Origin of the sequence: Herbaspirillum sp. BH-1 (genome assembly GCF_002870055.1) — a bacterium.
Classification (GTDB): Bacteria; Pseudomonadota; Gammaproteobacteria; order Burkholderiales; family Burkholderiaceae_D; genus Herbaspirillum; species Herbaspirillum frisingense.
In genome coordinates this window covers 145,134-167,334 of sequence record NZ_PKOI01000008.1, presented here as the reverse complement: position 1 = coordinate 167,334, position 22,201 = coordinate 145,134, and the positions used below count along the sequence as shown (strand labels likewise).

At 62.7% G+C, this 22,201-nt stretch carries 22 protein-coding genes and 1 pseudogene; 13 read left to right on the top strand and 10 right to left on the bottom strand.

Annotation, left to right across the window (positions count from 1 at the left end; translation table 11 throughout):
* The first annotated feature begins 5 nt into the window (after positions 1-5).
* Together HBH1_RS13210 and HBH1_RS13205 are read left to right on the top strand one after the other, a co-directional pair.
* On the top strand, positions 6-851 hold the full coding sequence (locus HBH1_RS13210) for a transketolase (RefSeq protein ID WP_102663120.1): 846 nt from the start codon (positions 6-8) through the stop codon (positions 849-851).
* Entirely contained in the window at positions 848-1,852 is a 1,005-nt protein-coding gene (locus HBH1_RS13205) for a transketolase family protein (protein WP_102663119.1), read from the top strand. Before HBH1_RS13210 ends, HBH1_RS13205 begins: the two co-directional genes overlap by 4 nt.
* Positions 1,853-1,941: 89 nt before the next feature.
* Here the strand turns inward: HBH1_RS13205 and HBH1_RS13200 are convergent, their stop codons facing one another.
* The 3 genes from HBH1_RS13200 to HBH1_RS13190 all read right to left on the bottom strand — a co-directional run bounded on the left by HBH1_RS13200 (position 1,942) and on the right by HBH1_RS13190 (position 3,021).
* On the bottom strand, positions 1,942-2,253 hold the full coding sequence (locus tag HBH1_RS13200) for an addiction module antidote protein (protein WP_102663118.1): 312 nt from the start codon (positions 2,251-2,253) through the stop codon (positions 1,942-1,944).
* Between the two features lie 14 nt (positions 2,254-2,267).
* Positions 2,268-2,591, bottom strand: a complete 324-nt coding sequence (locus HBH1_RS13195; protein ID WP_310011187.1) for a type II toxin-antitoxin system RelE/ParE family toxin — start codon at positions 2,589-2,591, stop codon at positions 2,268-2,270.
* A gap of 115 nt (positions 2,592-2,706) precedes the next feature.
* The gene (locus HBH1_RS13190) at positions 2,707-3,021 is read right to left on the bottom strand and encodes a c-type cytochrome (protein WP_102663117.1); all 315 of its coding nucleotides are present in this window, start codon (positions 3,019-3,021) and stop codon (positions 2,707-2,709) included.
* Between the two features lie 233 nt (positions 3,022-3,254).
* Between HBH1_RS13190 and HBH1_RS13185 the strand changes: the two genes are divergently transcribed.
* Both HBH1_RS13185 and lgt read left to right on the top strand, forming a co-directional pair.
* Positions 3,255-4,157, top strand: coding sequence for a LysR family transcriptional regulator (locus HBH1_RS13185; RefSeq protein ID WP_199181583.1), 903 nt, complete (start codon positions 3,255-3,257; stop codon positions 4,155-4,157).
* Positions 4,158-4,265: 108 nt separating this feature from the next.
* Positions 4,266-5,102: a prolipoprotein diacylglyceryl transferase gene (lgt, locus tag HBH1_RS13180; RefSeq protein WP_102663116.1), complete on the top strand. Its 837-nt coding sequence runs from the start codon at positions 4,266-4,268 to the stop codon at positions 5,100-5,102.
* A 107-nt stretch (positions 5,103-5,209) separates the two neighbouring features.
* Here the strand turns inward: lgt and HBH1_RS13175 are convergent, their stop codons facing one another.
* A complete protein-coding gene (locus HBH1_RS13175) occupies positions 5,210-5,656 on the bottom strand; it encodes a winged helix-turn-helix transcriptional regulator (protein ID WP_102663115.1) in 447 nt (148 codons plus the stop codon).
* A gap of 111 nt (positions 5,657-5,767) precedes the next feature.
* Between HBH1_RS13175 and HBH1_RS13170 the strand changes: the two are divergent.
* The 5 genes and pseudogenes from HBH1_RS13170 to HBH1_RS13155 form a co-directional block, all read left to right on the top strand.
* Positions 5,768-6,163: pseudogene (locus HBH1_RS13170) on the top strand (MFS transporter); the annotation flags it as partial.
* A 221-nt stretch (positions 6,164-6,384) separates the two neighbouring features.
* Positions 6,385-6,954 (top strand): PAAR domain-containing protein, encoded by a 570-nt coding sequence (locus HBH1_RS13165; RefSeq protein ID WP_102663114.1) that lies wholly within the window; start codon positions 6,385-6,387, stop codon positions 6,952-6,954.
* Complete coding sequence (locus tag HBH1_RS13160) at positions 6,951-7,730, top strand: peptidoglycan recognition protein family protein (RefSeq protein WP_102663113.1); 780 nt, start codon at positions 6,951-6,953, stop codon at positions 7,728-7,730. The genes HBH1_RS13165 and HBH1_RS13160 overlap by 4 nt, the downstream gene beginning before the upstream one ends.
* Positions 7,727-8,029, top strand: coding sequence for a hypothetical protein (locus HBH1_RS24915; protein WP_146012854.1), 303 nt, complete (start codon positions 7,727-7,729; stop codon positions 8,027-8,029). Before HBH1_RS13160 ends, HBH1_RS24915 begins: the two co-directional genes overlap by 4 nt.
* Before the next feature lie 131 nt (positions 8,030-8,160).
* A complete protein-coding gene (locus tag HBH1_RS13155) occupies positions 8,161-8,727 on the top strand; it encodes a YdcF family protein (RefSeq protein WP_102663112.1) in 567 nt (188 codons plus the stop codon).
* Positions 8,728-8,825: 98 nt separating this feature from the next.
* On the opposite strand, the gene HBH1_RS13150 is transcribed toward HBH1_RS13155, so the two are convergent.
* Both HBH1_RS13150 and edd read right to left on the bottom strand, forming a co-directional pair.
* Positions 8,826-9,455 (bottom strand): bifunctional 4-hydroxy-2-oxoglutarate aldolase/2-dehydro-3-deoxy-phosphogluconate aldolase, encoded by a 630-nt coding sequence (locus HBH1_RS13150; protein WP_077236595.1) that lies wholly within the window; start codon positions 9,453-9,455, stop codon positions 8,826-8,828.
* The gene (edd, locus tag HBH1_RS13145; protein WP_102663111.1) at positions 9,452-11,323 is read right to left on the bottom strand and encodes a phosphogluconate dehydratase; all 1,872 of its coding nucleotides are present in this window, start codon (positions 11,321-11,323) and stop codon (positions 9,452-9,454) included. The genes HBH1_RS13150 and edd overlap by 4 nt, the downstream gene beginning before the upstream one ends.
* Positions 11,324-11,708: 385 nt before the next feature.
* Between edd and pgi the strand changes: the two genes are divergently transcribed.
* The 4 genes from pgi (at position 11,709) to tal (ending at position 16,875) form a co-directional block, all read left to right on the top strand.
* Positions 11,709-13,382: a glucose-6-phosphate isomerase gene (pgi, locus tag HBH1_RS13140; protein WP_102663110.1), complete on the top strand. Its 1,674-nt coding sequence runs from the start codon at positions 11,709-11,711 to the stop codon at positions 13,380-13,382.
* 50 nt (positions 13,383-13,432) lie between these two features.
* The gene (zwf, locus tag HBH1_RS13135; RefSeq protein WP_006463827.1) at positions 13,433-14,899 is read left to right on the top strand and encodes a glucose-6-phosphate dehydrogenase; all 1,467 of its coding nucleotides are present in this window, start codon (positions 13,433-13,435) and stop codon (positions 14,897-14,899) included.
* A gap of 38 nt (positions 14,900-14,937) precedes the next feature.
* Entirely contained in the window at positions 14,938-15,792 is an 855-nt protein-coding gene (locus HBH1_RS13130) for an SIS domain-containing protein (RefSeq protein WP_034310514.1), read from the top strand.
* 147 nt (positions 15,793-15,939) lie between these two features.
* Positions 15,940-16,875 carry a transaldolase gene (gene tal, locus HBH1_RS13125; protein WP_102663109.1) on the top strand — a complete coding sequence of 312 codons (936 nt, stop codon included), beginning with the start codon at positions 15,940-15,942 and terminating at the stop codon, positions 16,873-16,875.
* Positions 16,876-16,953: 78 nt separating this feature from the next.
* On the opposite strand, the gene HBH1_RS13120 is transcribed toward tal, so the two are convergent.
* From HBH1_RS13120 to gntK, 4 genes are all read right to left on the bottom strand, one after another.
* Entirely contained in the window at positions 16,954-18,498 is a 1,545-nt protein-coding gene (locus HBH1_RS13120) for a methyl-accepting chemotaxis protein (RefSeq protein ID WP_233207603.1), read from the bottom strand.
* Positions 18,499-18,699: 201 nt separating this feature from the next.
* Complete coding sequence (locus HBH1_RS13115) at positions 18,700-19,737, bottom strand: L-idonate 5-dehydrogenase (RefSeq protein ID WP_006463831.1); 1,038 nt, start codon at positions 19,735-19,737, stop codon at positions 18,700-18,702.
* Positions 19,738-19,764: 27 nt separating this feature from the next.
* Positions 19,765-20,559 (bottom strand): SDR family NAD(P)-dependent oxidoreductase, encoded by a 795-nt coding sequence (locus HBH1_RS13110; protein WP_102663108.1) that lies wholly within the window; start codon positions 20,557-20,559, stop codon positions 19,765-19,767.
* Between the two features lie 71 nt (positions 20,560-20,630).
* Positions 20,631-22,184 (bottom strand): gluconokinase, encoded by a 1,554-nt coding sequence (gene gntK / locus HBH1_RS13105; protein ID WP_102663107.1) that lies wholly within the window; start codon positions 22,182-22,184, stop codon positions 20,631-20,633.
* Positions 22,185-22,201 lie beyond the last annotated feature (17 nt).

Below are 22,201 nucleotides of genomic sequence, written 5' to 3'. Positions count from 1 at the left end.
TTGCAATGTCTGACAATTTGACCGAGCTGCGCGCCAGCGCATACCGCATCCGCCGCAATGCCGTGCGCATGGGCGAAGTCCAGGGCCAGGGCTATATCGGCCAGGCGCTGGGCTGGGCCGACGTACTGGCAGTGGCCTACAAGCACGCCATGAACCTGCGCCCGGACGACCCCGAATGGAGCGGCCGCGACCGCTTCCTGCTCTCGCACGGCCACTACGCCATCGCGCTTTACGCCGCGCTGATCGAGGCCGGCATCGTCCCCGACGAGGAACTGGAGAGCTACGGCAGCGACGACAGCCGCCTGCCCATGTCCGGCATGGCGACCTATACGCCGGGCATGGAAATCTCCGGTGGTTCGCTGGGCCAGGGCCTGGCCATCGCCGTGGGCATGGCGCTGGGCCTGCGCTACAACGGCAACCCGGCGTTCATCTACAACTCCATGTCGGATGGTGAACTGGATGAAGGCGCGACCTGGGAAGCCGCCATGGGCGCAGCTCACCACCAGCTGGGCAATCTCATCTGCCTGGTCGACATCAACAACCAGCAGGCCGATGGCCCCTCCAGCAAGATCATGGGCTTCGAGCCGCTGGCCGACAAATGGGTCTCCTTCGGCTGGCATGTGCAACGGGTGGACGGCAATGACCTGGCCGCCGTGGTACAGGCCTTCGACACTGCTCGCAATCTGAAAGACGCCAAGCCACGCGTGATCCTGTTCGACACCCTGATGGGCCGTGGCGTGCCCTTCCTGGAGCAACGCGAGAAGAACCACTTCATCCGTGTCGATCCGCCCGAATGGCAGCAGGCGCTGTCCATCCTCGACCAGTCCTATCAACAAGGAAGCCCAGCATGAACACCGCCGCAGAAAAGAAGCCGCGCCTGACCACCTCGGCCATGATCGCCTCCATCGCTGCCGAAGGTCAGCGGGTACAGGCGGCCCCGTTCGGCAAGGCGCTGGTGAACTACGCCGCCGACCGCCCGGAGATCGTGGGCCTGACCGCCGACCTGGCCAAGTACACCGACCTGCATCTGTTCCAGAAAGCCTATCCGGAGCGTTTCTTCCAGATGGGCATGGCCGAGCAGTTGCTGATGGCCGCCGCCGGTGGCATGGCCAAGGAAGGCCTGGTGCCGTTCGCCACCACCTATGCAGTCTTTGCCACACGTCGCGCCTACGACTTCATCCATCAGGTGATCGCTGAAGAAAACCTGAATGTGAAGATCTGTTGTGCCCTGCCCGGCCTGACCACCGGCTACGGCCCCAGCCACCAGGCCACCGAAGACCTGGCGATGATGCGTGCCATTCCCGGCCTGACCATCGTCGATCCCTGCGACGCCCTGGACCTGGAACAGGCCGTGCCGCAGATCGCCGCCCACCAGGGGCCGGTCTACATGCGCCTGGCGCGCGGCAACGTGCCGCTGGTGCTGGATGAATATGACTACCGCTTCGAACTGGGCCGTGCCAAGGAAATCCGCGACGGCAACGATGTGCTGATCATCTCCAGCGGTTTCATGACCATGCGCGCACTGGAAGTAGCCAAGGCGCTGGAGGCGGACAAGGTCAGCGTAGCCGTGCTGCACTGCCCGACCATCAAACCCTTCGACGAGGCCACCGTACTGGCCCAGGTCAAGAAGAAGCACCGCCTGGTGGTGGTCGCCGAAAACCATTCGGTCATCGGCGGCCTGGGCGAGATCGTCGCCAGCACGCTGATGCGCAATGGCGTGCAGCCAGCCGGATTCCAGATGGCGGGCCTGCCGGATGCCTTCCTCGATGCAGGTGCGCTGCCGACCTTGCATGATCGTTACGGGATCAGCTGCGAGGTGTTGAGCGAACGCATCAAGGGGTGGTTGAAGTAACCCCCGAGATGCCTAACCGGCCCGATATCCTCGGGCCGGTCATGACCAAGGCTCTTGCCTCACGCCATACTTTTGCGCTCGCCATGCAGTCAGTCGACACAGCTGATGGGCTGCGCCACCAGCCGTACGCCGAGTGCTGCGCAAACCCGATTGACCGTATCGAAGCGCGGCGTGCTGCCAGGGCGCAAGGCCTTGTAGAGTGCCTCACGCGTAATACCGGCTGCCTCGGCAATATCACTCATGCCTCTGGCTCTGGCGATATCACCCAATGCCGCGGCGAGCAAGCCGCCGTCATTGGCTGCAAGAATATCGGTGAGATAAGCCGCGATGGCTTCCTCGCTGTCGAGGTACGCAGCGGCATCGAATGCCGGGAGGTCGCTGATCTTGATACGTTTGGTCATTTTTCTTCCCTCTTTCATTCCAGCAGTGCTGCCAGTTGCTTGGCGCGCTTTATGTCGCTGGCCTGCGTCCGCTTGGAACCACCTGCAAGCAAGACAATGATCTGGCTTCCACGCTGGGTGTAATACACCCGCCATCCGGCCCCCAGATGAATGCGCAACTCCGATACCCGTCCCCCACGGGTTCTGTGTCGCCTATCAGGCCGCGCTCCAGTCTTCTTATCCGGGCAGCGATGACTGCTCGCGCTTTGACGTCCTTGATTCCCTGTAGCCAAGTTGTAAATTGCGGGAGTGGGCGAACGAGGAGCATGCCCAGATTGTAATCGAACGATTACAATCATTCAACGATCAATGATGCGGTCTGCAGTGGCTTGAGATATTTGAAGATAAGGTCCGTCAGCGCCGGAAATAAAAAAAGGAGACCGCAGTCTCCTTTTTTCATTGCATGTAAGCAGATTACTTCAGGCTCAACACCCACTTCACCAGCTCACGCGCCTCGGCTTCGCTCACCTGGCCCTTGTTGGCCGGCATGGCCACCGCGCCCCAGGCACCGCTACCACCGTTGAGGACCTTCTGGGTCAGCTTGGCTTCGGCGTCCTTCTCGCCGGCGTATTTCTTGGCTACTTCCTTGAAGGCGGGACCGACGATCTTGGCATCCACCGAGTGGCAGGCCATGCAATTCTTGGACTTGGCCAGTTGCGCATTGGCCAGCGCTTCGGCCGAAATGGCCGATCCGGCCACCAGGGTGGCAATCAACAACAGGTATTTCATGGGAGCTCCTCAGCAAGCGGTGAACGACGATGACGCCTGCTGCGGCACTCTCCAGGCGCTTCGCAGGCGGGGCTATTCTAACCGGCTTCGGCACGCCGCCTCTATCTGCCCTGGCGTATATCTGTCATAGATCAAATTCCATGACGGAAATATCGGCCTGTATCGCTGGCTTGCCGCTCCCCATGGCCAGGGATATCATGGACGCCCGACTCATTCGGAACCGATATCAGTCCATGTCCGACCATCCCCGCCTGGAACTGCGCCAGCTGCGCTACTTCGCTGCCGTGGCCGAGGAAAAGCACTTCGGCCGCGCCGCCGCCCGCCTGCACATGACCCAGCCGCCCTTGTCGCAAACCATCGCAGCGCTGGAAGAGCAACTTGGTACGCCGCTGTTCCAGCGCACCAAGCGCAGCGTGGCGCTGACCCCGGCCGGGGAAGCCCTGCTGCCGGAAGTCCAGCGCATCCTGCAGCAGGCGGCCGCCCTGCCGGACCTGGCGCGACGCGCCGCCAGCGGGGCCTCCGGGCTGCTGTCGCTGTCCTTCATTTCCAGCGCCGACTACAGCATCCTGCCACCGCTGCTGCAGCGTTTTCGCGCCCGCTATCCGCAGGTGCAGATCGAATTGCGCGAAGCCACCACCGACATCCAGCTGGAAGACCTCATGCAGGGCAAGATCGACGCCGGCCTGCTGCTACCGCCGCTGACCGAGAAAGCCGCGGCGCTTTTGGAGGTGCGGCCGGTGTTGTCCGAACCGCTGATCGCGGCGATCCCCGAAGGTGCCGTCAGGAAGCACGGCCCGGTGTCCCTCAAGAGCTTGCGCGAGCTGCCGCTGATCATCTTTCCGCGCCGCATCTCTCCGGCTTTCCATGACACCATCCTGTCGTGCTTTCGCGATGCCGGGGTGACCCCGCACATCGGCCAGGAAGCCATCCAGATGCAGACCATCGTCGGCCTGGTCTCGGCTGGCATGGGAATGGCGCTTGTGCCACAATCCGTGTCGAACCTGAAACGCCCGGGTGTCGACTACCGCCGGCTCTCCGACCCGGCCCCGGAGATCCAGACCGGCCTGGCCTGGCGCCGCGACAATCCATCCAGCGTCCTGCGGGCCCTGCTGGAATTGCTGGACGCGCCGACCTGATCGCATTGGACCACGCCATTTCCTGCCTGATGGGAACAGCACCGGCGAACTTGCATCGTCCGTCGCGCTCCAATTGCGGTTCCGCCCAACAACAGAAAGATCAAACTCATGCTCGTCCACCCCATGCCCGACCCGATTGCCATCCACATCGGGCCGCTGGCCGTCCACTGGTATGGCCTGATGTACCTGCTGGCCTTCGCCCAATTCATCGCGCTGGGACGCCTGCGCATCAAACAGCCGCACATCGCCGCCGTCGGCTGGAAAAAGGAAGACCTGGACGACATGCTCTTCTACGGCGTGCTCGGGGTGGTACTCGGCGGGCGACTGGGTGAGATCCTGTTCTACAACCCTGCCTACTATTTTGCGAATCCGGCCGACATGATCGCGGTCTGGAAGGGCGGCATGTCCTTCCACGGTGGCTTCCTGGGGGTGATGCTGGCCATGTACCTGTGGGGCCGCAAGCGTGGTCGCAACCTGATGGACATCATGGACTTCATCGCGCCCATGGTCCCGCTGGGCTATGCCGCCGGCCGCCTGGGCAATTTCATCAACGCCGAACTGCCGGGCCGCCCGGCCGACCCCTCGCTGCCCTGGGCCATGATCTGGCCCAATGTGGACAACATCCCGCGCCATCCCTCGCCGATCTACCAGATGCTGGTCGATGGCATCCTGCTGTTCATCATCCTCTGGATCTTTGCGCGCCACTCCCGCCCGCGCATGGCGGTGGCCGGCATGTTCTCGCTGCTGTACGGTTGCGCGCGCTTCTTCACGGAATATTTCCGCGTGCCGGATTACGAAGTCCACTTCGGCGGCATCACCATCTCGGCCGGGCAGATGCTGTCGGTGCCGATGATCGTGCTGGGCATCATCCTGCTGGTGCTGGCCTACAGGCTGAAGCAGCAGGCACAGGCGCCTTCTGAAGCTGTTTTGGCCGGCAAGAAGTAAGCCGGTCTCCGTCATAAGGACGGTCCGCCGAAAAGTCTGCGAGCCCGCACTGCCGGCCTCGATGAGGCGGACCAGATCACGGCCGGTCGTGCCGGCCGGATTTTCCCTCAGACCACCTTGCGCACCTCAGTGGCGCCAGGCAGCAGCGTAGAACCATCCCGGGCGGCAGGTGCCATGAATGCGATGGCCTTGCCTGTGCCCTTTTCCACCAGCACCGAGTGGCGCTCGCCGCGTTCGAAAAGGTGCCGTTCTCCCCACTGACGTAGCGCCACCACGACCGGAAACAGGCTTTCCCCCTCCAGCGTCAACACATATTCCTGATAGGCCGTGCCATCCGACGCATCCTGGGTTCCCAGGATGCCCGCATCGACCAGCTTGCGCAGCCGATCGGCCAGGATATTGCGGGCCACGCCCAGGTTGCGCTGAAAATCACCGAATCGGCGCATGCCATCGAACGCATCGCGCACGATCAAAAGCGACCAGCGATCTCCGATCAGATCAACGGATCGTGCAACGGGACAGGCTTCGTTTTTCAAGGATTTGCGGAATGGCATGATGTTTCCAGAGGAGCGGATCAAGGCAGCTAAACTGGTTGCATTTTAAAACCATGCAGCCCAGCATTCAATAAGTTTTATTTTGAAACCAGATTGGATGATATTGAAATCATGAAGTCGTCTTTCACGCCCTCCGCGTCTCCGGAGAATGAGCATCTACGGGAACAACCAGCAGGCCTGCCCAGAAGCCTGGTAGCGCTATTTGCCATCGCCAGCGGCCTGAGCGTCGCCAACGTCTACTACGCTCAACCCTTGTTCGACGCACTGGGACGCGACTTCCACATCCGTCCTGCAGCGGTCGGCGGCGGCATCACCGCCACGCAGATCGGGTGCGCGTTGGCCCTGCTGCTGTTGGTGTCGTTAGGTGACCGGGTGGAACGCCGCCGCCTGATGGCGGTACAACTGCTGGCGCTGACGGCTGCGCTGGCCGCGGTGGCTCTGACGCGCTCCGCACCGGCCCTACTGGCCGGCATGCTGGGCACAGCGATGACGCAGGGGCTGATCGCCTGACCTACCCTTCTCATTGGAGCGCACCCAATCCGATATTTTCGAGAATGGCCCCTTTATTCTGGAGTTGAGAGTCTGTTCTGGTTGGCGAACCTTACACTCCTGCCTCTATTCGCTTGCTCACATCACATGCTGCCCCTAGATGTTCGTGCGAGTGGCACTCGTAGATGACCATAAGGAGCAACATGTGAAGTACAAGGCATTCGCGGGAGGTATGCAAATTGGCTAAGCGTCCCATCATTCGCCACGGTGACCTAACTATGCATGGCGGAACAGTCATCAGTGCCGACCACACATTCGCAATTTATGGCAAGTCCGTAGCGCGCGTTGGCGACCTGGTTTCCTGCCCTCGCTGCAAAGGAATATTTCCCATCGTCACAGGGGCCCCGTATATGTGGAGCAGCCAGAATATCGCCAGACAAGATGACATCACCTCGTGCGGTGCAAAACTGATTGCCAGCCAGAGTACCACTACCATCGACGACGATTCAGAAGCCTCCGAGTCGGTCGCCGCGGCTCCCGCACCTATCTGCCAACCTGAGGCATCATCTCCTGACGAGGATCAATCCTATACCATCAGGTTTCAGGCACTTGCTCCCGAAACTGGAAAGCCCATACCAGAATGTATCTACATTCTGACGCGTGAAAATGGCGCACAGCATGGCGGCATGACCGACAGTGAGGGTTACACCGAGATCATCGAAACTTCACGGCCGGAGCAGATCGGAGTCCACTTCATGTTCAAGTCGCCTACAGGAGACAATATTGATCGGAAGGACTTGGCCATATGAGTAATAGTTCTCGCGATGATCTCAAGGCAGGCACTTTCGACACGTGGGCAATGATGGAAGCCAAGCGAGGAGCGACGACCAAAACCGTACAAGTCGAAGTCGATTCCAAAGCCGCAACCAGACAGGCCATCATTGCTGAAATTCGGCGCAAGAAAATCAAAATCGAAACGCGCTCCGACTGGAAAGCAAAGGAACCAGCGATAAATCCCAAGGCAGACTGGGACTACAAGGCGATTGCAATACATCACGCTGGAAACAGCTATAGTTGTGCGGCCGATGGGGCGGCAGAATTACGAAAGGCGGAGGCGACAGATATCAAATCGTTCGGAAACCTCAGTTACCACTATGCAATCGACTGCCAGGGTGTGATTTACGAGGCGCTTGATATACGGTTTCGCGGTGCCCATATCGAAGACGGCAATACTGGAGTCATTGGCATCGTTTTCTTGAGTGATCTGAGTGTCCGTGGAGAAGCCGAAAAGCACGGACCGGGCATATGGAACGTCACGAAGAAGCGTGGCATCGGCGCTGGTATCAAAGAATGGATAGGCGAACAAAAAGATAAAGTGGACGTCACACATGACGAACCAACTGAAAATCAGCTTGAAGCTGCGGTCGCATTGATCGAAACGCTAATTCGGTTTTTTGCGATCGGGACACTCGGCGGCCATCGAGAGTTTGCGAAAGCCCACGGCACCAACCGGCCATGCCCAGGTGCCTACGGCATGATCATCGTCGAAATGATGCGCCGAGATTTCAAGTTGACTCCGCCATGAGAAGTCTTCCATTCAAGATGATGCTCGCTGTTGCCGCTGTTGTTGTGTTGTGGCTTTTTATTGGTATCGAAAGAATCGCCGGGGATCATGAGATTGGTGTCTCTTCGAGACTATTCATCAAGCATCAACCTTCCCTGCAATTCCACTTCTCAAACCCGGCCGAAATAGGGCTCGATATTATTCCGATTGAAGAGCTCTCGGCATCTGAGCAGGTAGCTTTTAAACACTATTGTGAATTGCGCTTTGGTGAATCTGAGCCAGCCAAATGCTATGCACGGCTTACGGATCGACGTGTCTAGGGTCTCCCACTGAGTTTGATGCTTGTATCGATGGCGTTCAGACAGATGCTGAAGGCTTCTCCATGCGCATCAACACCCGCAGCCATTCGCTGCCTCGGCTCAACCCCTTACAAACACGATCCGACTTATAAATGAAACGACTCATCATCATCGCGACAGGCTGCCTGCTATTCGGTTTGGCAAGCCTGCTCGCTATCTTACTGAGCGGCCTGCACGATGAAATCCAGGTGAGCGATGTGGGGATAGTCCTGGGCTCTAAGATCATGCCCGACGGCACTCCCTCCGAACGCCTGCGCGCAAGGCTGGACAAGGCGGCGGAGCTTTATCGACAAGGCGTGTTCACTCACATTATCGTCAGCGGAGGCACTGGCAAGGAAGGATTCAATGAAGCGCTGGTGATGGCAGCCTACCTGAGCGACACGCAGTCCGTAGCACACTCGGCCATTCTCCTTGATGAGCACGGCAACACCACCAAGGCAACAGCAACCAATAGCGCTGCCATCATGCAGGCCCATGGCTTCAGGAGCGCCTTGGTCGTCACGCAGTTCTTCCACATCCCACGCAGCCGTTATGCGCTGCATCGCGCCGGCATCGATGCTGTTTATTCGGCGCACGCCACCTACTTTGAGCCTCGCGACCTCTATTCACTGGTGCGCGAGATGATCGCTCTACCGGCCTACTGGCTAGCCATGAAATGAACCCAAAAAAGCCTCGGCTACTTACCGAGGCTTTCTGGAATCAGAGGGCGGTGCCATGGCTATCGCCGCCGTCTTCTTTTTTTCAGTCTGCGGAAAACTCAGGCCTTCTTCAATGCGCTGGCCGCCTTGGCGATCTCGGTGATCTTGTCCCAGTCACCCGCCTCGATGGCGGCCTTGGGGGTCAGCCAGGAGCCGCCCACGCAGACCACGTTCTTGCAGGCCAGGAACTGCGGTGCAGTCTCTTGCGTGATGCCACCGGTGGGGCAGAAGGACACGTCCGACAAGGGGCCGGCGATGCCGTTGAGCATGCCGATGCCGCCTGCCGGCACGGCCGGGAACAGCTTCAGCTGGCGGAAGCCCGCCTCACGCGCCGCCATCACTTCGGACGGGGTCATCACGCCCGGCAGCAGCGGCAGGCCACTGCGCTTGGCGGCTTCGATCAGCGCCGGGGTCAGGCCGGGCGAGACGCCGAAGACGGCGCCTGCATCACGCGAGGCGGCGAATTCTTCCGGCGCAGTCAAGGTGCCGACGCCGACGATGGCGTCCGGCACCGACTCGGCGATGGCACGGATGGCCGGCAGGCCGTGTTCGGTGCGCAGCGTGATTTCCAGCACGCGGATGCCGCCTGCCACCAAAGCGCGTGCCAGCGGCACGGCGTGTTCGAACTTGTCGATGGCGATCACCGGGATGACCGGCGAGGCGCGCATGATTTCCAGTGTGGTCTTCATACCGTGGCTTTCTCTTTCTCAAAAATCGGCGGCAGGCCGAAGGTGGCGCCGCCCTCTTCTGCGGTTCCCACCGCGTTGCGGAACAGGCTGAACAATTCGCGGCCCATGCCATGCTGGTTGCCGGAGAGGTCGCTGGTGTCGAGGCTGCGTGCTTCCCACTCGGCGGCATCGACCTTGGCTTCCAGGGTGCCGGTCTCGGCATCCAGGCGGATGATGTCGCCGTCGCGCACGCGGCCCAGCGGACCACCGCCCAGCACTTCGGGCGTGACATGGATCGCGGCCGGTACTTTACCCGATGCGCCGGACATGCGGCCATCGGTGACCAGGGCGACGTGGCGGCCCTTGTCCTGCAGGATGCCCAGCGCCGGGGTCAGCGCGTGCAGTTCGGGCATGCCGTTGGCGCGCGGTCCCTGGAAGGTGATCACGGCCACGAAGTCGCGATCCAGCTGGCCAGCCTTGAAGGCGGCCATGAAGGCTTCCTGCGAATGGAACACCACTGCCGGCGCCTCCACCACGCGGTGTTCGGGCTTGACCGCCGAAATCTTGATGACGGCACGACCCAGGTTGCCTTGCAGCAGCTTGAGGCCGCCATCGGCCGCAAACGGCTGGGCTACGGTGCCCAGCACACCGGCGTCGGCGCTCTGGGCCGGTGCATCCTGCCAGGTCACGGTGCCGGGACGACCATTCTCGCCTTCGGTAGCCAGCATCGGCTCCTTGCAGTGCTGGCGCAGTCCCTGGCCGAGGATGGTGGTGACGTCGTCGTGCATCAGGCCGGCATCGATCAGCTCGCGCAGCACGAAGCCGGTGCCGCCAGCGGCATGGAAATGGTTCACGTCGGCGGTGCCGTTGGGGTAGATCTTGGTGATCAGCGGAACCACGGCGGAGAGCTTGTCGAAGTCGTCCCAATCGATCACGATGCCGGCCGCCTTGGCGATGGCCACCAGGTGCAGCGTGTGATTGGTGGAGCCGCCGGTGGCGTGCAGTGCGACGATGGCGTTGACGATGGCCTTCTCGTCGATCATGCGGCCCACCGGGGTGTATTGGGTGCCGAGGTCGGTGATCCTGGCGGCCTGCCTGGCGGCGGCCGCAGTCAGCGCGTCGCGCAGCGGGGTGTTGGGGGTGATGAAGGCCGCGCCCGGCAGGTGCAGGCCCATGGCTTCCATCAGCATCTGGTTGCTGTTGGCGGTGCCGTAGAAGGTGCAGGTACCGGCGCCGTGGTAGGACTTGGACTCCGCTTCCAGCAGTTCGGCGCGACCGATCTTGCCGGCCGTGTAGAGCTGGCGGATCTTGACCTTGTCGCTGTTGCTCATGCCGCTGGTCATGGGACCGGCCGGCACGAACACGGCCGGCAGGTGGCCGAAGTGCAGCGCACCGATCAGCAGGCCCGGCACGATCTTGTCGCACACGCCCAGATACAGCGCGGCGTCGAACATGTTGTGGGACAGCGCGATGGCGGTGGCCATGGCGATGGCGTCGCGCGAGAACAGCGACATCTCCATGCCGGTCTGTCCTTGCGTGACGCCGTCGCACATGGCGGGGGTGCCGCCGGCGAACTGCGCCACGGCGCCGGCTTCACGGGCTGCGTCCTTGATGATCTGGGGGAAACGCTCGAAGGGCTGGTGCGCCGAGAGCATGTCGTTGTAGGCCGAGACGATCGCCAGCGAGGGCGCCTTGTCTTCCTTCAGCTTCAGCTTGTCATTGGCGGGGAAGGCGGCGAAGCCGTGGGCCAGGTTGGTGCAGGCCAGTGCGCCGCGCTGCGCGCCCTTGCGGCGGGCCGCTTCCAGGCGTTCGAGATAAGCGGTCCGGTAAGGACGGCTACGTTCGGCGATGCGTTGGGTGACGCTGGCTAAGGTAGCGTTGAGAGGCATTGTCGGTTTCCTGTTAGCGTTAACACTGTAATTTTACTACATAAATTTGCGCGAATGAAATCATACACTTAGAGCACTGCAGCATGACCAAACCGCGCATCTTTTCATTGGTGAACATCAATCCGCTTCAAAAGCCTTATCAGTCTGCGCTTCTCGGCTAAAGGCATGGATGCCGGCAGGCAATGTAACAGGGCCGTCATAAACTGTAGTGAAACTACCACTTCGGCGGCATTTGATGTATAGTCACCCGCATTGTCCCAAGAACATGAACACGGCCTGCCCGGCTCTTTTCCTGCAATGCGCACGACGACATGGCGCATGGATCGCAGGGATGGATGCCGCCGCCAGACATGACAGGCCACGACAGCCAACCCATCTCCGACTCATGCATACACCCGCCCTGACCGACACGGCCGCCTTCAAGGCATTGCAAGAACACCACGCCACGGCTGTCCAGTGGCACATGCGCGATCTGTTCGCCCGGCAGCCCGACCGTTTCGAGCGCATGCATGTGCGCGCCGCCGGACTCCTGCTGGACTACTCCAAGAACCGCATCGACACCGATACCGTCTCTCTGCTGATGAGCCTGGCCCGCGAGCGCGGCGTGGAAGCCCTGCGCGATGCCATGTTCAATGGCGAGAAGATCAACTTTACCGAACATCGCGCCGTCCTGCACACCGCGCTGCGCGCACCCGAGAATGTGGCCGGGGCCGTAGTGGACGGACAACCCGTTGCGTCAGAGGTTCATGCGGTGCTCAAGCACATCCGTGCATTCAGCGAGCGCGTGCGCAGCGGCACCTGGCGCGGCTACAGCGGACGCGAGATCACCGACATCGTCAATATCGGCATCGGCGGCTCCTTCCTGGGCCCGCAGATGGTGTGCACTGCCCTGCGCGCCTACGCGCACCCGCGCCTGCGCACCCACTTCGTTTCCAATGTCGATGGCCACGACCTGGAAGAGGTGCTCTCCCGCGTCGATCCCGAGACCACGCTCTTCATCGTCGCCTCCAAGACCTTCACCACCCAGGAAACCATGCTCAACGCCCGTTCGGCGCGCGCCTGGTTCTTGCAGCACGGCAAGTCCGACGACCTGGCCCGGCACTTCGTGGCCGTCTCCACCAATGCGGCCGAGGTGGCCGCCTTCGGCATCGATACCGAGAACATGTTTCCCTTCTGGGACTGGGTAGGCGGCCGCTATTCGGTCTGGTCGGCCATCGGCCTGCCGGTGGCGCTGCTGGTCGGCTACGACAATTTCGCTGCCTTCCTGGCGGGCGCGCACGACATGGACCGCCATTTCCGTGAAGCCCCGCTGGAATCGAACATGCCGGTGATCCAGGCGCTGGTGGGTATCTGGAACCGCAATTTCCTCGGCAGCGCCTCGCTGAGCATCGCTCCCTATCACCAATGGTTGCGCTTCTTCCCGTCCTACCTGCAGCAACTGGACATGGAGAGCAACGGCAAGCGCATCACCCGTGACGGCACGCCGGTCACGACCCTGACCTGTCCGGCCATCTGGGGCGACGTTGGTACCAACGGCCAGCACGCCTATTTCCAGCTGCTGCACCAGGGTACCGACATCACGCCCATCGATTTCATCGCCGTCCTCAAACCCTCGCACGGCATTGCCGGGCACCAGGAAGCACTGCTGGCCAACTGCTTCGCGCAGTCCGAAGCCTTCATGCGCGGCAAGGACGCCGACGAGGTGCGCGCCGATCTGCAGGCACAAGGTCTGCCCGAAGCGGAACTCGCGGCCCTGATCCCGCACAAAACCTTCGAGGGCAACCGCCCCAGCAATACCCTGCTGCTGCCGGAACTGAGCCCGCATGCCCTGGGCGCGATGATTGCGCTGTACGAGCACAAGACCTTCGTGCAGGGCGCGATCTGGGGCATCAACAGCTTCGACCAGTGGGGCGTGGAACTGGGCAAGGTGCTGGCCAAGACCATCCTGGGCGAACTGCAGGCCGAGGATGCTGTGCAGGCCTCACGCCACGACGCCTCCACCAGCGCCCTGATCGCCCTGGCCCGCCAGGCCGCCCAGGCCAGCCGGCAGGGCAACTAAACACGTAGCGCTCCATCCGCTACTTCACGTACAAAGAGACGACACACACCATGGCTACTTCTGATTTCGATCTGGTTTTATTCGGCGGCACCGGCGACCTCTCGATGCGCAAGCTGCTGCCCGCGCTGTATGCCCGGGACCGCGCCCGCGACCTGCCGCCCGATGCACGCATCATCTGCCTGGGCCGCGACGAGAAATCGCGTGAAGATTTCCTCAAGCTGGTGGAGAAGGATTCCAAACCCCACGTGCCGGCCGCCAACCTGGATGCCAGCGTCTGGGAACGCTTCACCGGCCGCCTCCAATACGCCTCGGTCAACGCCAAGGAAGCCGACAGCTTCAGCCACCTGAAGGATGCCCTGCGCGACATCGCCGGCCTGGCGCGGGTATTCTACCTGGCCACCCCACCCAGCCTGTTCGCCTCCATCTGCGAAAATCTGTCCAAGGCCGGACTGGTCACGCCGACCTCCCGCGTGGTGCTGGAAAAGCCGCTGGGCCGCGACCTCAAGAGCGCCCGCGACATCAACGCCCAGGTCGGCCGCTTCTTCCAGGAATCGCAGATCTTCCGTATCGACCACTACCTCGGCAAGGAAGCGGTGCAGAACCTGCTGGCGCTGCGCTTCGGCAACGTGCTGTTCGAACCCCTGTGGCGGCGCGAATGGATTTCCGACGTGCAGATCACCATCGCCGAAGAACTCGGCGTGGGCGGCCGCTTCGACTACTACGACACCTCCGGCGCCCTGCGCGACATGCTGCAGAACCACCTGCTGCAACTGCTCTGTATCGTCGCCATGGAACCGCCGGTATCGAACTCGGCCGACGCCGTGCGCGACGAAAAGCTCAAGGTGCTGCGCTCGCTCAAGCGCTTTACCCCCACCACGCTGGCCATGAACGTGGTGCGCGGCCAGTACCGCGCCGGCCATGTCGATGGCGTGGCCGTGCCGGGCTACCGCAAGGAAGCCGATGCCAACCCCGACTCGCGCACCGAGACCTATGTCGCGGTCAAGGCCGAGATCGACACCTGGCGCTGGGCCGGCGTGCCGTTCTACCTGCGTACCGGCAAGCGTATGGCCGACTCCCTGGCCGAGATCGTGGTGCGCTTCAAGAGCGTGCCGCATTCCATCTTCGCGCACCAGAACGACACCCCGAACTGCCTGGTGATCCGCTTGCAGCCTGACGAAGGCCTGCACATGAACCTGATGGCCAAGCAGCCTGGCGACGGCATGCGCCTGCGTCCGGTGGAGCTGGAGCTGGACTTCCGCGAGAAGTTCAAGACCCCGCGCATGGACGCCTACGAACGCCTGCTGCTGGACGTGTTGCGCGGTCATCTCACGCTCTTCATGCGCAGCGACGAACTGGAGGCCGCCTGGGAATGGGTGGAGCCCATCATCGATTACTGGGACCAGCAGGAGGCCGACCCGGTCCCCTACAACGCCGGTACCTGGGGGCCTGCTGCGGCGAGCGCCCTGATCGGTCGCGACGGACTGCAGTGGCGCGAAGAAGCCCTGCCCGAGGTCTGAGCAACGCCCGCTAGCGTCACCAGGTCACCGTCATGTCCATGCTGCTCGACTCCATCCGCACCCACATCAACTCCCTCTCCAAGTCGGAGAAGAAGGTGGCTGCGACCATCCTGGCCAACCCGCAACTGGCCCTGGCCGAGAACCTGACGGCGCTGGCCAAGAATGCGGAAGTGTCGGAACCGACCGTGATCCGTTTCTGCCGCGCCATCGGTTACGAAGGCTGGCATGACTTCAAGCTCAAGCTGGCCCAGAGCCTGGCGCTGGCCCTGCCGGGCGCGGATGAAACGCTGGCCCAGGACGACCTGGCCGCCGATCTGGTCAACAAGATCTGCAGCCGCTCCATCAATACCCTGCTGGACCTGCGCAACCACCTCAACCCGGATGCCATCCAGCTGGCGCTGGACGTGCTGGCGCGCGCCAACAAGATCGAGTTCTACGGCCAGGGTACCTCCGGCATTGTGGCCAACGACGCGCAGCACAAGTTCTTCCGCTCGGGCGTGCCCACGGTGGCCTATTCCGACCCGCACATCCATAGCATCGCGGCCTCGCTGCTCAAGGCCGGCGACTGCGTGGTGGCGATCTCGCAGCGTGGCGGCAATGCGGCCCTGCTGCGCTCGATCCAGCTGGCGCGCAAGGGCGGCGCCGACATCATCGTGCTCGGCCCTTCCGGCACCCCGCTGGCCGAACTGGCCACGGTGCTGGTGCCGATCGACCTGTCCTTCAACATCGACCCCTATACCCCCATCTCGGCGCGCCTGGCGCACCTGGTGGTGATCGACATCCTAGCGGTGGGACTGGCGCTGCGACGCGGCCCGGAATTCCGCAAGAAGATGCAGAACGCGCAGAAGTCGCTGCAGAAATTCGACATGCAATTCGACTCCTTCTTCCGCTGAGTGCGCCGAACATGCTCAGCGTGCTGAGCGCGCCAGGTGCAGCGGCAGATCAAGGATCAGTGATTTAGCGACATTCACCGACAGACAGGAAACGGCCATTGCGTACAATGCCTATCCTTATTCTTCACCTTAGCAACAGGACTTTCCATGAGCCAGCTTGAACAGTTGAAGCAGTACACCACCATCGTGGCCGATACCGGCGACTTCCAGGCCATGAAGGCCTTTGCGCCCCAGGATGCCACCACCAACCCCTCGCTGATCCTCAAGGCAGTGCAGAAGTCCGAGTACAAGCCGCTGCTGGAATCGGTGGTCAAGGCCCATGCCGGCAAGAGCACCGATGCCATCATCGACCGCCTGCTGATCGCCTTCGGTCTGGAGATCCTGAAGCTGATCCCGGGCCGCGTCTCCACCGAGACCGATGCCCGCCTGTCCTTCGATACCGAAGGCACCGTTGCCAAGGGCCGCGAGCTGATCCGCCTGTACGAAGAAGCCGGCATCGCCCGCGAGCGCGTGCTCATCAAGATCGCCTCCACCTGGGAAGGCATCCGTGCCGCCGAGATCCTGGAAAAGGACGGCATCCGCTGCAACCTGACCCTGCTGTTCTCGCTGCCCCAGGCCATCGCCTGCGCGGAAGCCCGCGTGCAGCTGATCTCCCCCTTCGTCGGCCGCATCTACGACTGGTACAAGAAATCCACCGGCCAGGAATATACCGGCAGCGACGATCCCGGCGTGCAATCGGTCAAGGCGGTCTACAACTACTACCGCAAGTTCGGCTACGCCACCGAAGTGATGGGCGCGAGCTTCCGCAACACGTCGCAGATCGTCGAACTGGCCGGCTGCGACCTGCTCACCATCAGCCCCGACCTGCTGCAGAAGCTGGCCGACAGCGATGCTCCGGTGGAACGCAAGCTGAGCAAGGAAGCCGCCGATGCGGCCGACATCGAGCGTGTCTCCCTGGATGAAAAGGCCTTCCGCCTGGCCCTCAACGCCGACGCCATGGCCACCGAGAAGCTGGCCGAAGGCATCCGTCAGTTCGCCGCCGACGCGGTCAAGCTGGAGCAGATCGTGGACGCCTTGCGCTAGATCCCGCGTCCAGATCGACAAGTACAAAGGCCGCATCGTGCAGACGATGCGGCCTTTGTCGTTCATGGTGGATCGCGCCTAGGGCAATGCGCGCGCCCCACCCATCCGGCACTGGAAAAAGCTCATGATGGTCTGCAGCACCATGGCGCGTCGGTTCAGTTCCTCCGAGGTCACGGCAAGCTCTTCGGAGCTTAGCGAGTTCTGCTGGATCACCTGGGCCAGCTGGCTGGCGGCGACACTGATCTGGCTGACTGCGGCAGATTGTTTTTCGGAGGCCTGGACGATTTCCTGTACCAGTTCCGAGGTACGTCCAATCGCCGGCAGCATGTGCTGCAGCTGCTCTTCAGCGGCGCCCGCCAGGATCACGTTGGCGCGGGCGACTTCATCGATTTCCTGCGCGGCCGCCTGGCTGCGTTCGGCCAGCCGCCGGACCTCGGCCGCCACCACGGCGAAGCCGGTGCCGTGCTCACCTGCATGGGCCGCCTCGATGGTGGCATTGAGCGCCAGCAGGTTGGTCTGGTAGGCGATGTCGTCGATGACCGCGATCTTGCCGGCGATCTGCTGGATCGCCTCCACCATCTGCCTGAGAGTCTGCGCGCACTGCCCTGCCTGGCTGGCAGCACCAGCGGCGATCTGCTCGGTCTGGCGCGCATTCTCGGAGGTACTGAGGATGGACCCGTGGATCTGCTCCAGTGCCATGCTGGTCTGCTCCACACCAGTGGCCTGCTCGGTCGAGGCACGGGAGAGCGACTGCGCCGTGGCGCTGACCTCCTCGGCGGTGCTGACCATGGCTTCGGCACTGGCGGTGACTTCGGCCACCACCTGGCACAGGCGTTCGATCATGGTCTTGATGGAATTCATCATGCTCTGGCCATGGCGCGGCTTCAGAGCGATCTGCTGCACCAGGTCGCCATCGGACAGGCGTTGCATGACCGTGACCACGTCGCCCGGCTCACCGCCCAACTGGCGTGTGAGGGTATGGGTGATGCCCCAGCCGGCGCCCAGCATGATCAGCAGGACTCCTCCAGCCATCAGGAGCACGGTCCGCAGCGCATGTTCGATGATCTCGCGTGCCGACAGCGCGCTGGCTTCGCCCAGGGCGATGTTGTAGGAACGATGGCGGGCAAAGGCGGCCTGCACGGCTTCGATAGCCCCGCGAAACTCCAGCCCCACCACGATCTTGCCCTGCTCGTCCAGCCCCTGATCGGCCAATGCCTGCAGGCGCTGCGCCACGCCCTCGAAAGCGGTCAGGCGCTGGAGGTCGTCTTCCAGCATGGCCTGGTCCGTTTCATCGGTGACATAGGCCGCGCGGTAGATTTTCATCTGCTTGTCCAGGCGCTGGCGGTAGATCTCGATTTCCTGCAGGAGGCGGCGCCGGTCGCTGGGGTCCTGGTTGGCCTGGTAGTGATAGACCCGGCCCTGGATGGCATTGAAGGCGCTTTGCGCATCATCCAGCGCTGTGACGCTGGGGACGGTGTTGACCTGTGCGTAGTTGGCAGCGTGGTAGACGTTCTCGATCTGGCGCAGGCTGACGGCGGCGGTGGCAGCCAGGCCCAGCATGGCCAGCACGATCAACAGAAACAGGCGCTGTCCCACCGTCAGCGCATAAGGTCTGGCCATCATGTCCTCCCCCCAGAGGTTTGCCGTGCTTGTCAGGCGGGACGGGCATTCATCCCTGCCATCCCATGGGGGCAAAACTTATAGCGTACACAAGATATTGTCAATCTGGCATAGATGATCAGACCAGAAAGCAAGGCAGGACTGCCTTTCGGATGCGGGGCGATCACCACACTACGGAACAGCGCGGACATCGCCCCGGGCGGATCAGTCGAAACTGATCTGCACCTTCATCATCTTCGAACGGTCACCGGCGATCTCGAAGGCCTCCACCGCCTGGGCGATGGGATAGGTGGCCGAGATCAACGGCTTGACGTCCACCAGGCGGCGGTTCATCAGCTCGACGGCCATGGCGAACTCTTCATGGAAGCGGAAGGCACCGCGCCAGTCCAGCTCCTTGCCCACCAGCAGGTTGGCCGGGAACTGGATGTCCCCGCCCAGGCCCACCTGCACGATCACGGCCTGCGGACGCAGCGCCTCCAGTGCGCCCACCAGCGCGCGCTCGTTGCCGCTGGCTTCGAAGAGCACGTCAAAGGTCCCCTTGTCGGCGGCGTAGGCCTTCAGCGCCTCCGGTGTCTCGGCCATGTTGATGGCGCGGTCGGCGCCCACCTTCAGTGCGGCTTCCAGCGGCATCTTCGCCACATCGGTGACCACCACTTCCAGCGCGCCGGCGCGACGGGCGGCAATCACCACCAGGGCACCGATGGGGCCGCAGCCCGTCACCAGCACGCGCTTGCCCACCAGCGGACCGGCGCGACGCACGGCATGCAATGCCACCGACAGTGGTTCGGCCATGGCGGCCTCGCCATCGCTGACGTGGTCGGCCACGACGTGGGCCTGCGAACGCTCGATGACGATTTCCTGGCGGAACGCGCCCTGTACGTGCGGGGTGCGCATGGCACTGCCGTAGAAGCGCATGTCCAGGCAGTGATTCTGCTTGCCTTCCTGGCAGTATTTGCACTGACCGCAGGGGCGGCTGGGCGAGATGGCGATGCGGGTACCGGGCGCGATGTCGGTGACGGCGCTGCCGACTTCGGCGATCTGGCCCGACACTTCGTGGCCCAGCACCATCGGTTCCTTGATGCGCACCACGCCGAAACCGCCGTGGTGGTAGTAGTGCAGGTCGGAACCGCAGATACCGCCGGCCTTGACCTTGACCTTCAGTTGTTGCGGCTGCAGTTCGCCGCTGTCGAGTTGCTGGATGCGCAGGTCGTGCGGCGCATGGATGACGAGGCCTTGTTGCATGATCTTCTCCTGAATGGCATCAATGGGTTACAGGGTCGCGGTGACACCGCCATCCACGTAGAGGATGTGGCCGTTCACGAAACGCGAGGCATCGCTGGCCAGGAACACGGCCGCGCCCACCAGATCTTCGACATCGCCCCAGCGACGCGAGGGCGTGCGGCCGACCAGCCAGTCGGTGAACTTGGCATCGTTGACCAGGGCCATGTTCATCTCGGTCTTGAAATAACCCGGGCCCAGACCATTGACCTGGATGCCGTACTTGCCCCAGTCGATCGCCATGCCCTTGGTGAACATCTTCACCGCACCCTTGGTGGCGGTATAGGGGGCGATACCGGGACGACCCAGTTCGCTCTGCACCGAGCAGATGTTGATGATCTTGCCGGCGCCACGCGGGATCATGTGGCGCGCCACTGCCTGGGCGGCGTAGAAGACGCTGTTGAGGTTGGTGTTGATGAGGTCGTGCCAGTCCGATTCCTTGAACTCTTCCAGCGGATTGCGACGCTGGATGCCGGCGTTGTTGACCAGGATGTCGATGGCGCTGATCTCGCTTTCGATCTTCTGCACCGCAGCCTTGACCTCGTCGGAGGAGGTGGCATCGAAGCTGGATTCATGGATGACGTGGCCTTCGGCACGCAATTGCGCCGCCACACCGGCCAGCTTGCCGGCATCGCGACCGTTGAGGACGATGGCCGCGCCCGCTTGCGCCATGCCGCGCGCCAGTGCCAGGCCGATGCCGCCGGACGAACCGGTGATCAGGGCCAGCCGGCCTTCGAGGGAAAAACCCTGCAGGCCGGCCGGCAGGGAGGTGGTCTTGGTGGTCATGTAGTCTCTTTCTTCTTGTTGGGGAGGTGGCAGATCGAAACTGCTCAGGCCGGCCTGCGCCGGAGCAGCGTTCAGTGCGCCTTTCCGGTCTCGCGCTGGAAGGCGGCGATGGCGTGGTACTCCGCTTCCAGCTTGGCCGGAATGGCCGCAAAGATGGGTTGCAGGCGGCTGTAGACCGCCACCGCGTCGGCATGCGGCGCGTGATGGTTGGTGGAGCCGACCATGCCGGAAATCACCGACAGCGACGGCACCAGCCCCAAGGCCCAGGCGCCCAGCACAGCCGCGCCCAGGCAGGACGATTCCACGCTCTCCGGCACGACCACCTCGCGATTGAAGATGTCGGCCATCATCTGGCGCCACAGGGCCGAGCGGGCAAAGCCGCCCGTGGCCATCATGCGCTTGGTGGGGCCGACCAGTTCTTCCAGGGCCGGCAGGATGCTGTAGAGATTGAAGATCACCCCTTCCAGCGCGGCGCGGATCATGTGGTGCTTGCCATGGTGCAGGGCCAGGCCGAAGAAGGAGCCGCGCAGGTCGGCATTCCACAGCGGTGCACGCTCGCCGGCCATGAAGGGATGGAACAGCAATCCTTCGGCGCCGGGGCGCACCTTCTCGGCGATACGGGTCAGGGCTTCATAGGGATCGACGCCTTCATCGCGGGCTGCGGCTGCCTCGGCGGTCGCCAGTTCATCGCGCACCCAGCGGAAGATGTTGCCGCCGTTGTTGACCGGGCCGCCGACCACCCAGTGCTTCTCGGTCAGGGCGTAGCAGAACAGGCGGCCATGCGGGTCGGTCAGGGGCTCATCGATCACCGTGCGCATCGCACCGGAGGTGCCGATGGTCACCGCGACGTGGCCGATCTCGATGGCGTTCACGCCCAGGTTGGAGAGCACGCCGTCGTTGGCGCCGATGATGAAGGGGGTGTCCACCGACAGCCCCAGGCGCTGCGCCATCCCGGGTGACAGCGGCGGCAGGCGGTGAGTGGTCGGCACCGGCGTGGGCAACTGCTCGGGCGTGACGCCCAGCAGTTCCAGCGCACCGCGATCCCAGGCCAGCTCGCGCAGGTTGAACATGCCGGTGGCCGAGGCGATGGAGTGGTCCACCACCCACTGGCCGAACAGGTGGTACAGCAGGTATTCCTTGATGCCGACAAAGCGCGCCGCCTTGCTGAAGACTTCCGGCTTTTCATGGCGCATCCACATCAGCTTGCACAGCGGCGACATCGGGTGGATGGGCGTACCGGTGCGGCGGTAGATGGCGTTGCCATCGTGTTCGTGCTTGATGCGCTCGGCCCAGACCGAGGCGCGGATATCCCCCCAGGTGATGCTGTTGGACAGCAGGCGGTTCTCGGCATCGAGCGCGATGACGCTGTGCATGGCCGCGCTGAAGGACAGCAGGGCGATCTCCTGCGGCGCCGCAGCGGCGGCCTTCACGGCACCGGCAATCGAGGCCAGCGCGGCCTCGACGATCTGTTGCGGGTCCTGCTCCGCCATGCCCGGCTCGGTACAGATCACCGGGTATTCCTGCGCATGCTGTGCGACCACCTTGCCATCGAGCGTGAAGACGACAGACTTGGTGCTGGTGGTGCCGATATCGACACCGAGCATGTAGCGGGCGGAGTGGGACATGAACATTCCTTATCTGA

Bases quoted from the DNA above. Each gene is read 5' to 3' on its own strand.
- HBH1_RS13210 (WP_102663120.1), top strand. From the start codon at position 6: ATGTCTGACAATTTGACCGAGCTGCGCGCCAGCGCATACCGCATCCGC.
- HBH1_RS13205 (WP_102663119.1), top strand. From the start codon at position 848: ATGAACACCGCCGCAGAAAAGAAGCCGCGCCTGACCACCTCGGCCATG.
- HBH1_RS13200 (WP_102663118.1), bottom strand. From the start codon at position 2,253: ATGACCAAACGTATCAAGATCAGCGACCTCCCGGCATTCGATGCCGCT.
- HBH1_RS13195 (WP_310011187.1), bottom strand. From the start codon at position 2,591: ATGATTGTAATCGTTCGATTACAATCTGGGCATGCTCCTCGTTCGCCC.
- HBH1_RS13190 (WP_102663117.1), bottom strand. From the start codon at position 3,021: ATGAAATACCTGTTGTTGATTGCCACCCTGGTGGCCGGATCGGCCATT.
- HBH1_RS13185 (WP_199181583.1), top strand. From the start codon at position 3,255: ATGTCCGACCATCCCCGCCTGGAACTGCGCCAGCTGCGCTACTTCGCT.
- lgt (WP_102663116.1), top strand. From the start codon at position 4,266: ATGCTCGTCCACCCCATGCCCGACCCGATTGCCATCCACATCGGGCCG.
- HBH1_RS13175 (WP_102663115.1), bottom strand. From the start codon at position 5,656: ATGCCATTCCGCAAATCCTTGAAAAACGAAGCCTGTCCCGTTGCACGA.
- HBH1_RS13160 (WP_102663113.1), top strand. From the start codon at position 6,951: ATGAGTAATAGTTCTCGCGATGATCTCAAGGCAGGCACTTTCGACACG.
- HBH1_RS24915 (WP_146012854.1), top strand. From the start codon at position 7,727: ATGAGAAGTCTTCCATTCAAGATGATGCTCGCTGTTGCCGCTGTTGTT.
- HBH1_RS13155 (WP_102663112.1), top strand. From the start codon at position 8,161: ATGAAACGACTCATCATCATCGCGACAGGCTGCCTGCTATTCGGTTTG.
- HBH1_RS13150 (WP_077236595.1), bottom strand. From the start codon at position 9,455: ATGAAGACCACACTGGAAATCATGCGCGCCTCGCCGGTCATCCCGGTG.
- edd (WP_102663111.1), bottom strand. From the start codon at position 11,323: ATGCCTCTCAACGCTACCTTAGCCAGCGTCACCCAACGCATCGCCGAA.
- pgi (WP_102663110.1), top strand. From the start codon at position 11,709: ATGCATACACCCGCCCTGACCGACACGGCCGCCTTCAAGGCATTGCAA.
- zwf (WP_006463827.1), top strand. From the start codon at position 13,433: ATGGCTACTTCTGATTTCGATCTGGTTTTATTCGGCGGCACCGGCGAC.
- HBH1_RS13130 (WP_034310514.1), top strand. From the start codon at position 14,938: ATGCTGCTCGACTCCATCCGCACCCACATCAACTCCCTCTCCAAGTCG.
- tal (WP_102663109.1), top strand. From the start codon at position 15,940: ATGAGCCAGCTTGAACAGTTGAAGCAGTACACCACCATCGTGGCCGAT.
- HBH1_RS13120 (WP_233207603.1), bottom strand. From the start codon at position 18,498: ATGATGGCCAGACCTTATGCGCTGACGGTGGGACAGCGCCTGTTTCTG.
- HBH1_RS13115 (WP_006463831.1), bottom strand. From the start codon at position 19,737: ATGCAACAAGGCCTCGTCATCCATGCGCCGCACGACCTGCGCATCCAG.
- HBH1_RS13110 (WP_102663108.1), bottom strand. From the start codon at position 20,559: ATGACCACCAAGACCACCTCCCTGCCGGCCGGCCTGCAGGGTTTTTCC.
- gntK (WP_102663107.1), bottom strand. From the start codon at position 22,184: ATGTCCCACTCCGCCCGCTACATGCTCGGTGTCGATATCGGCACCACC.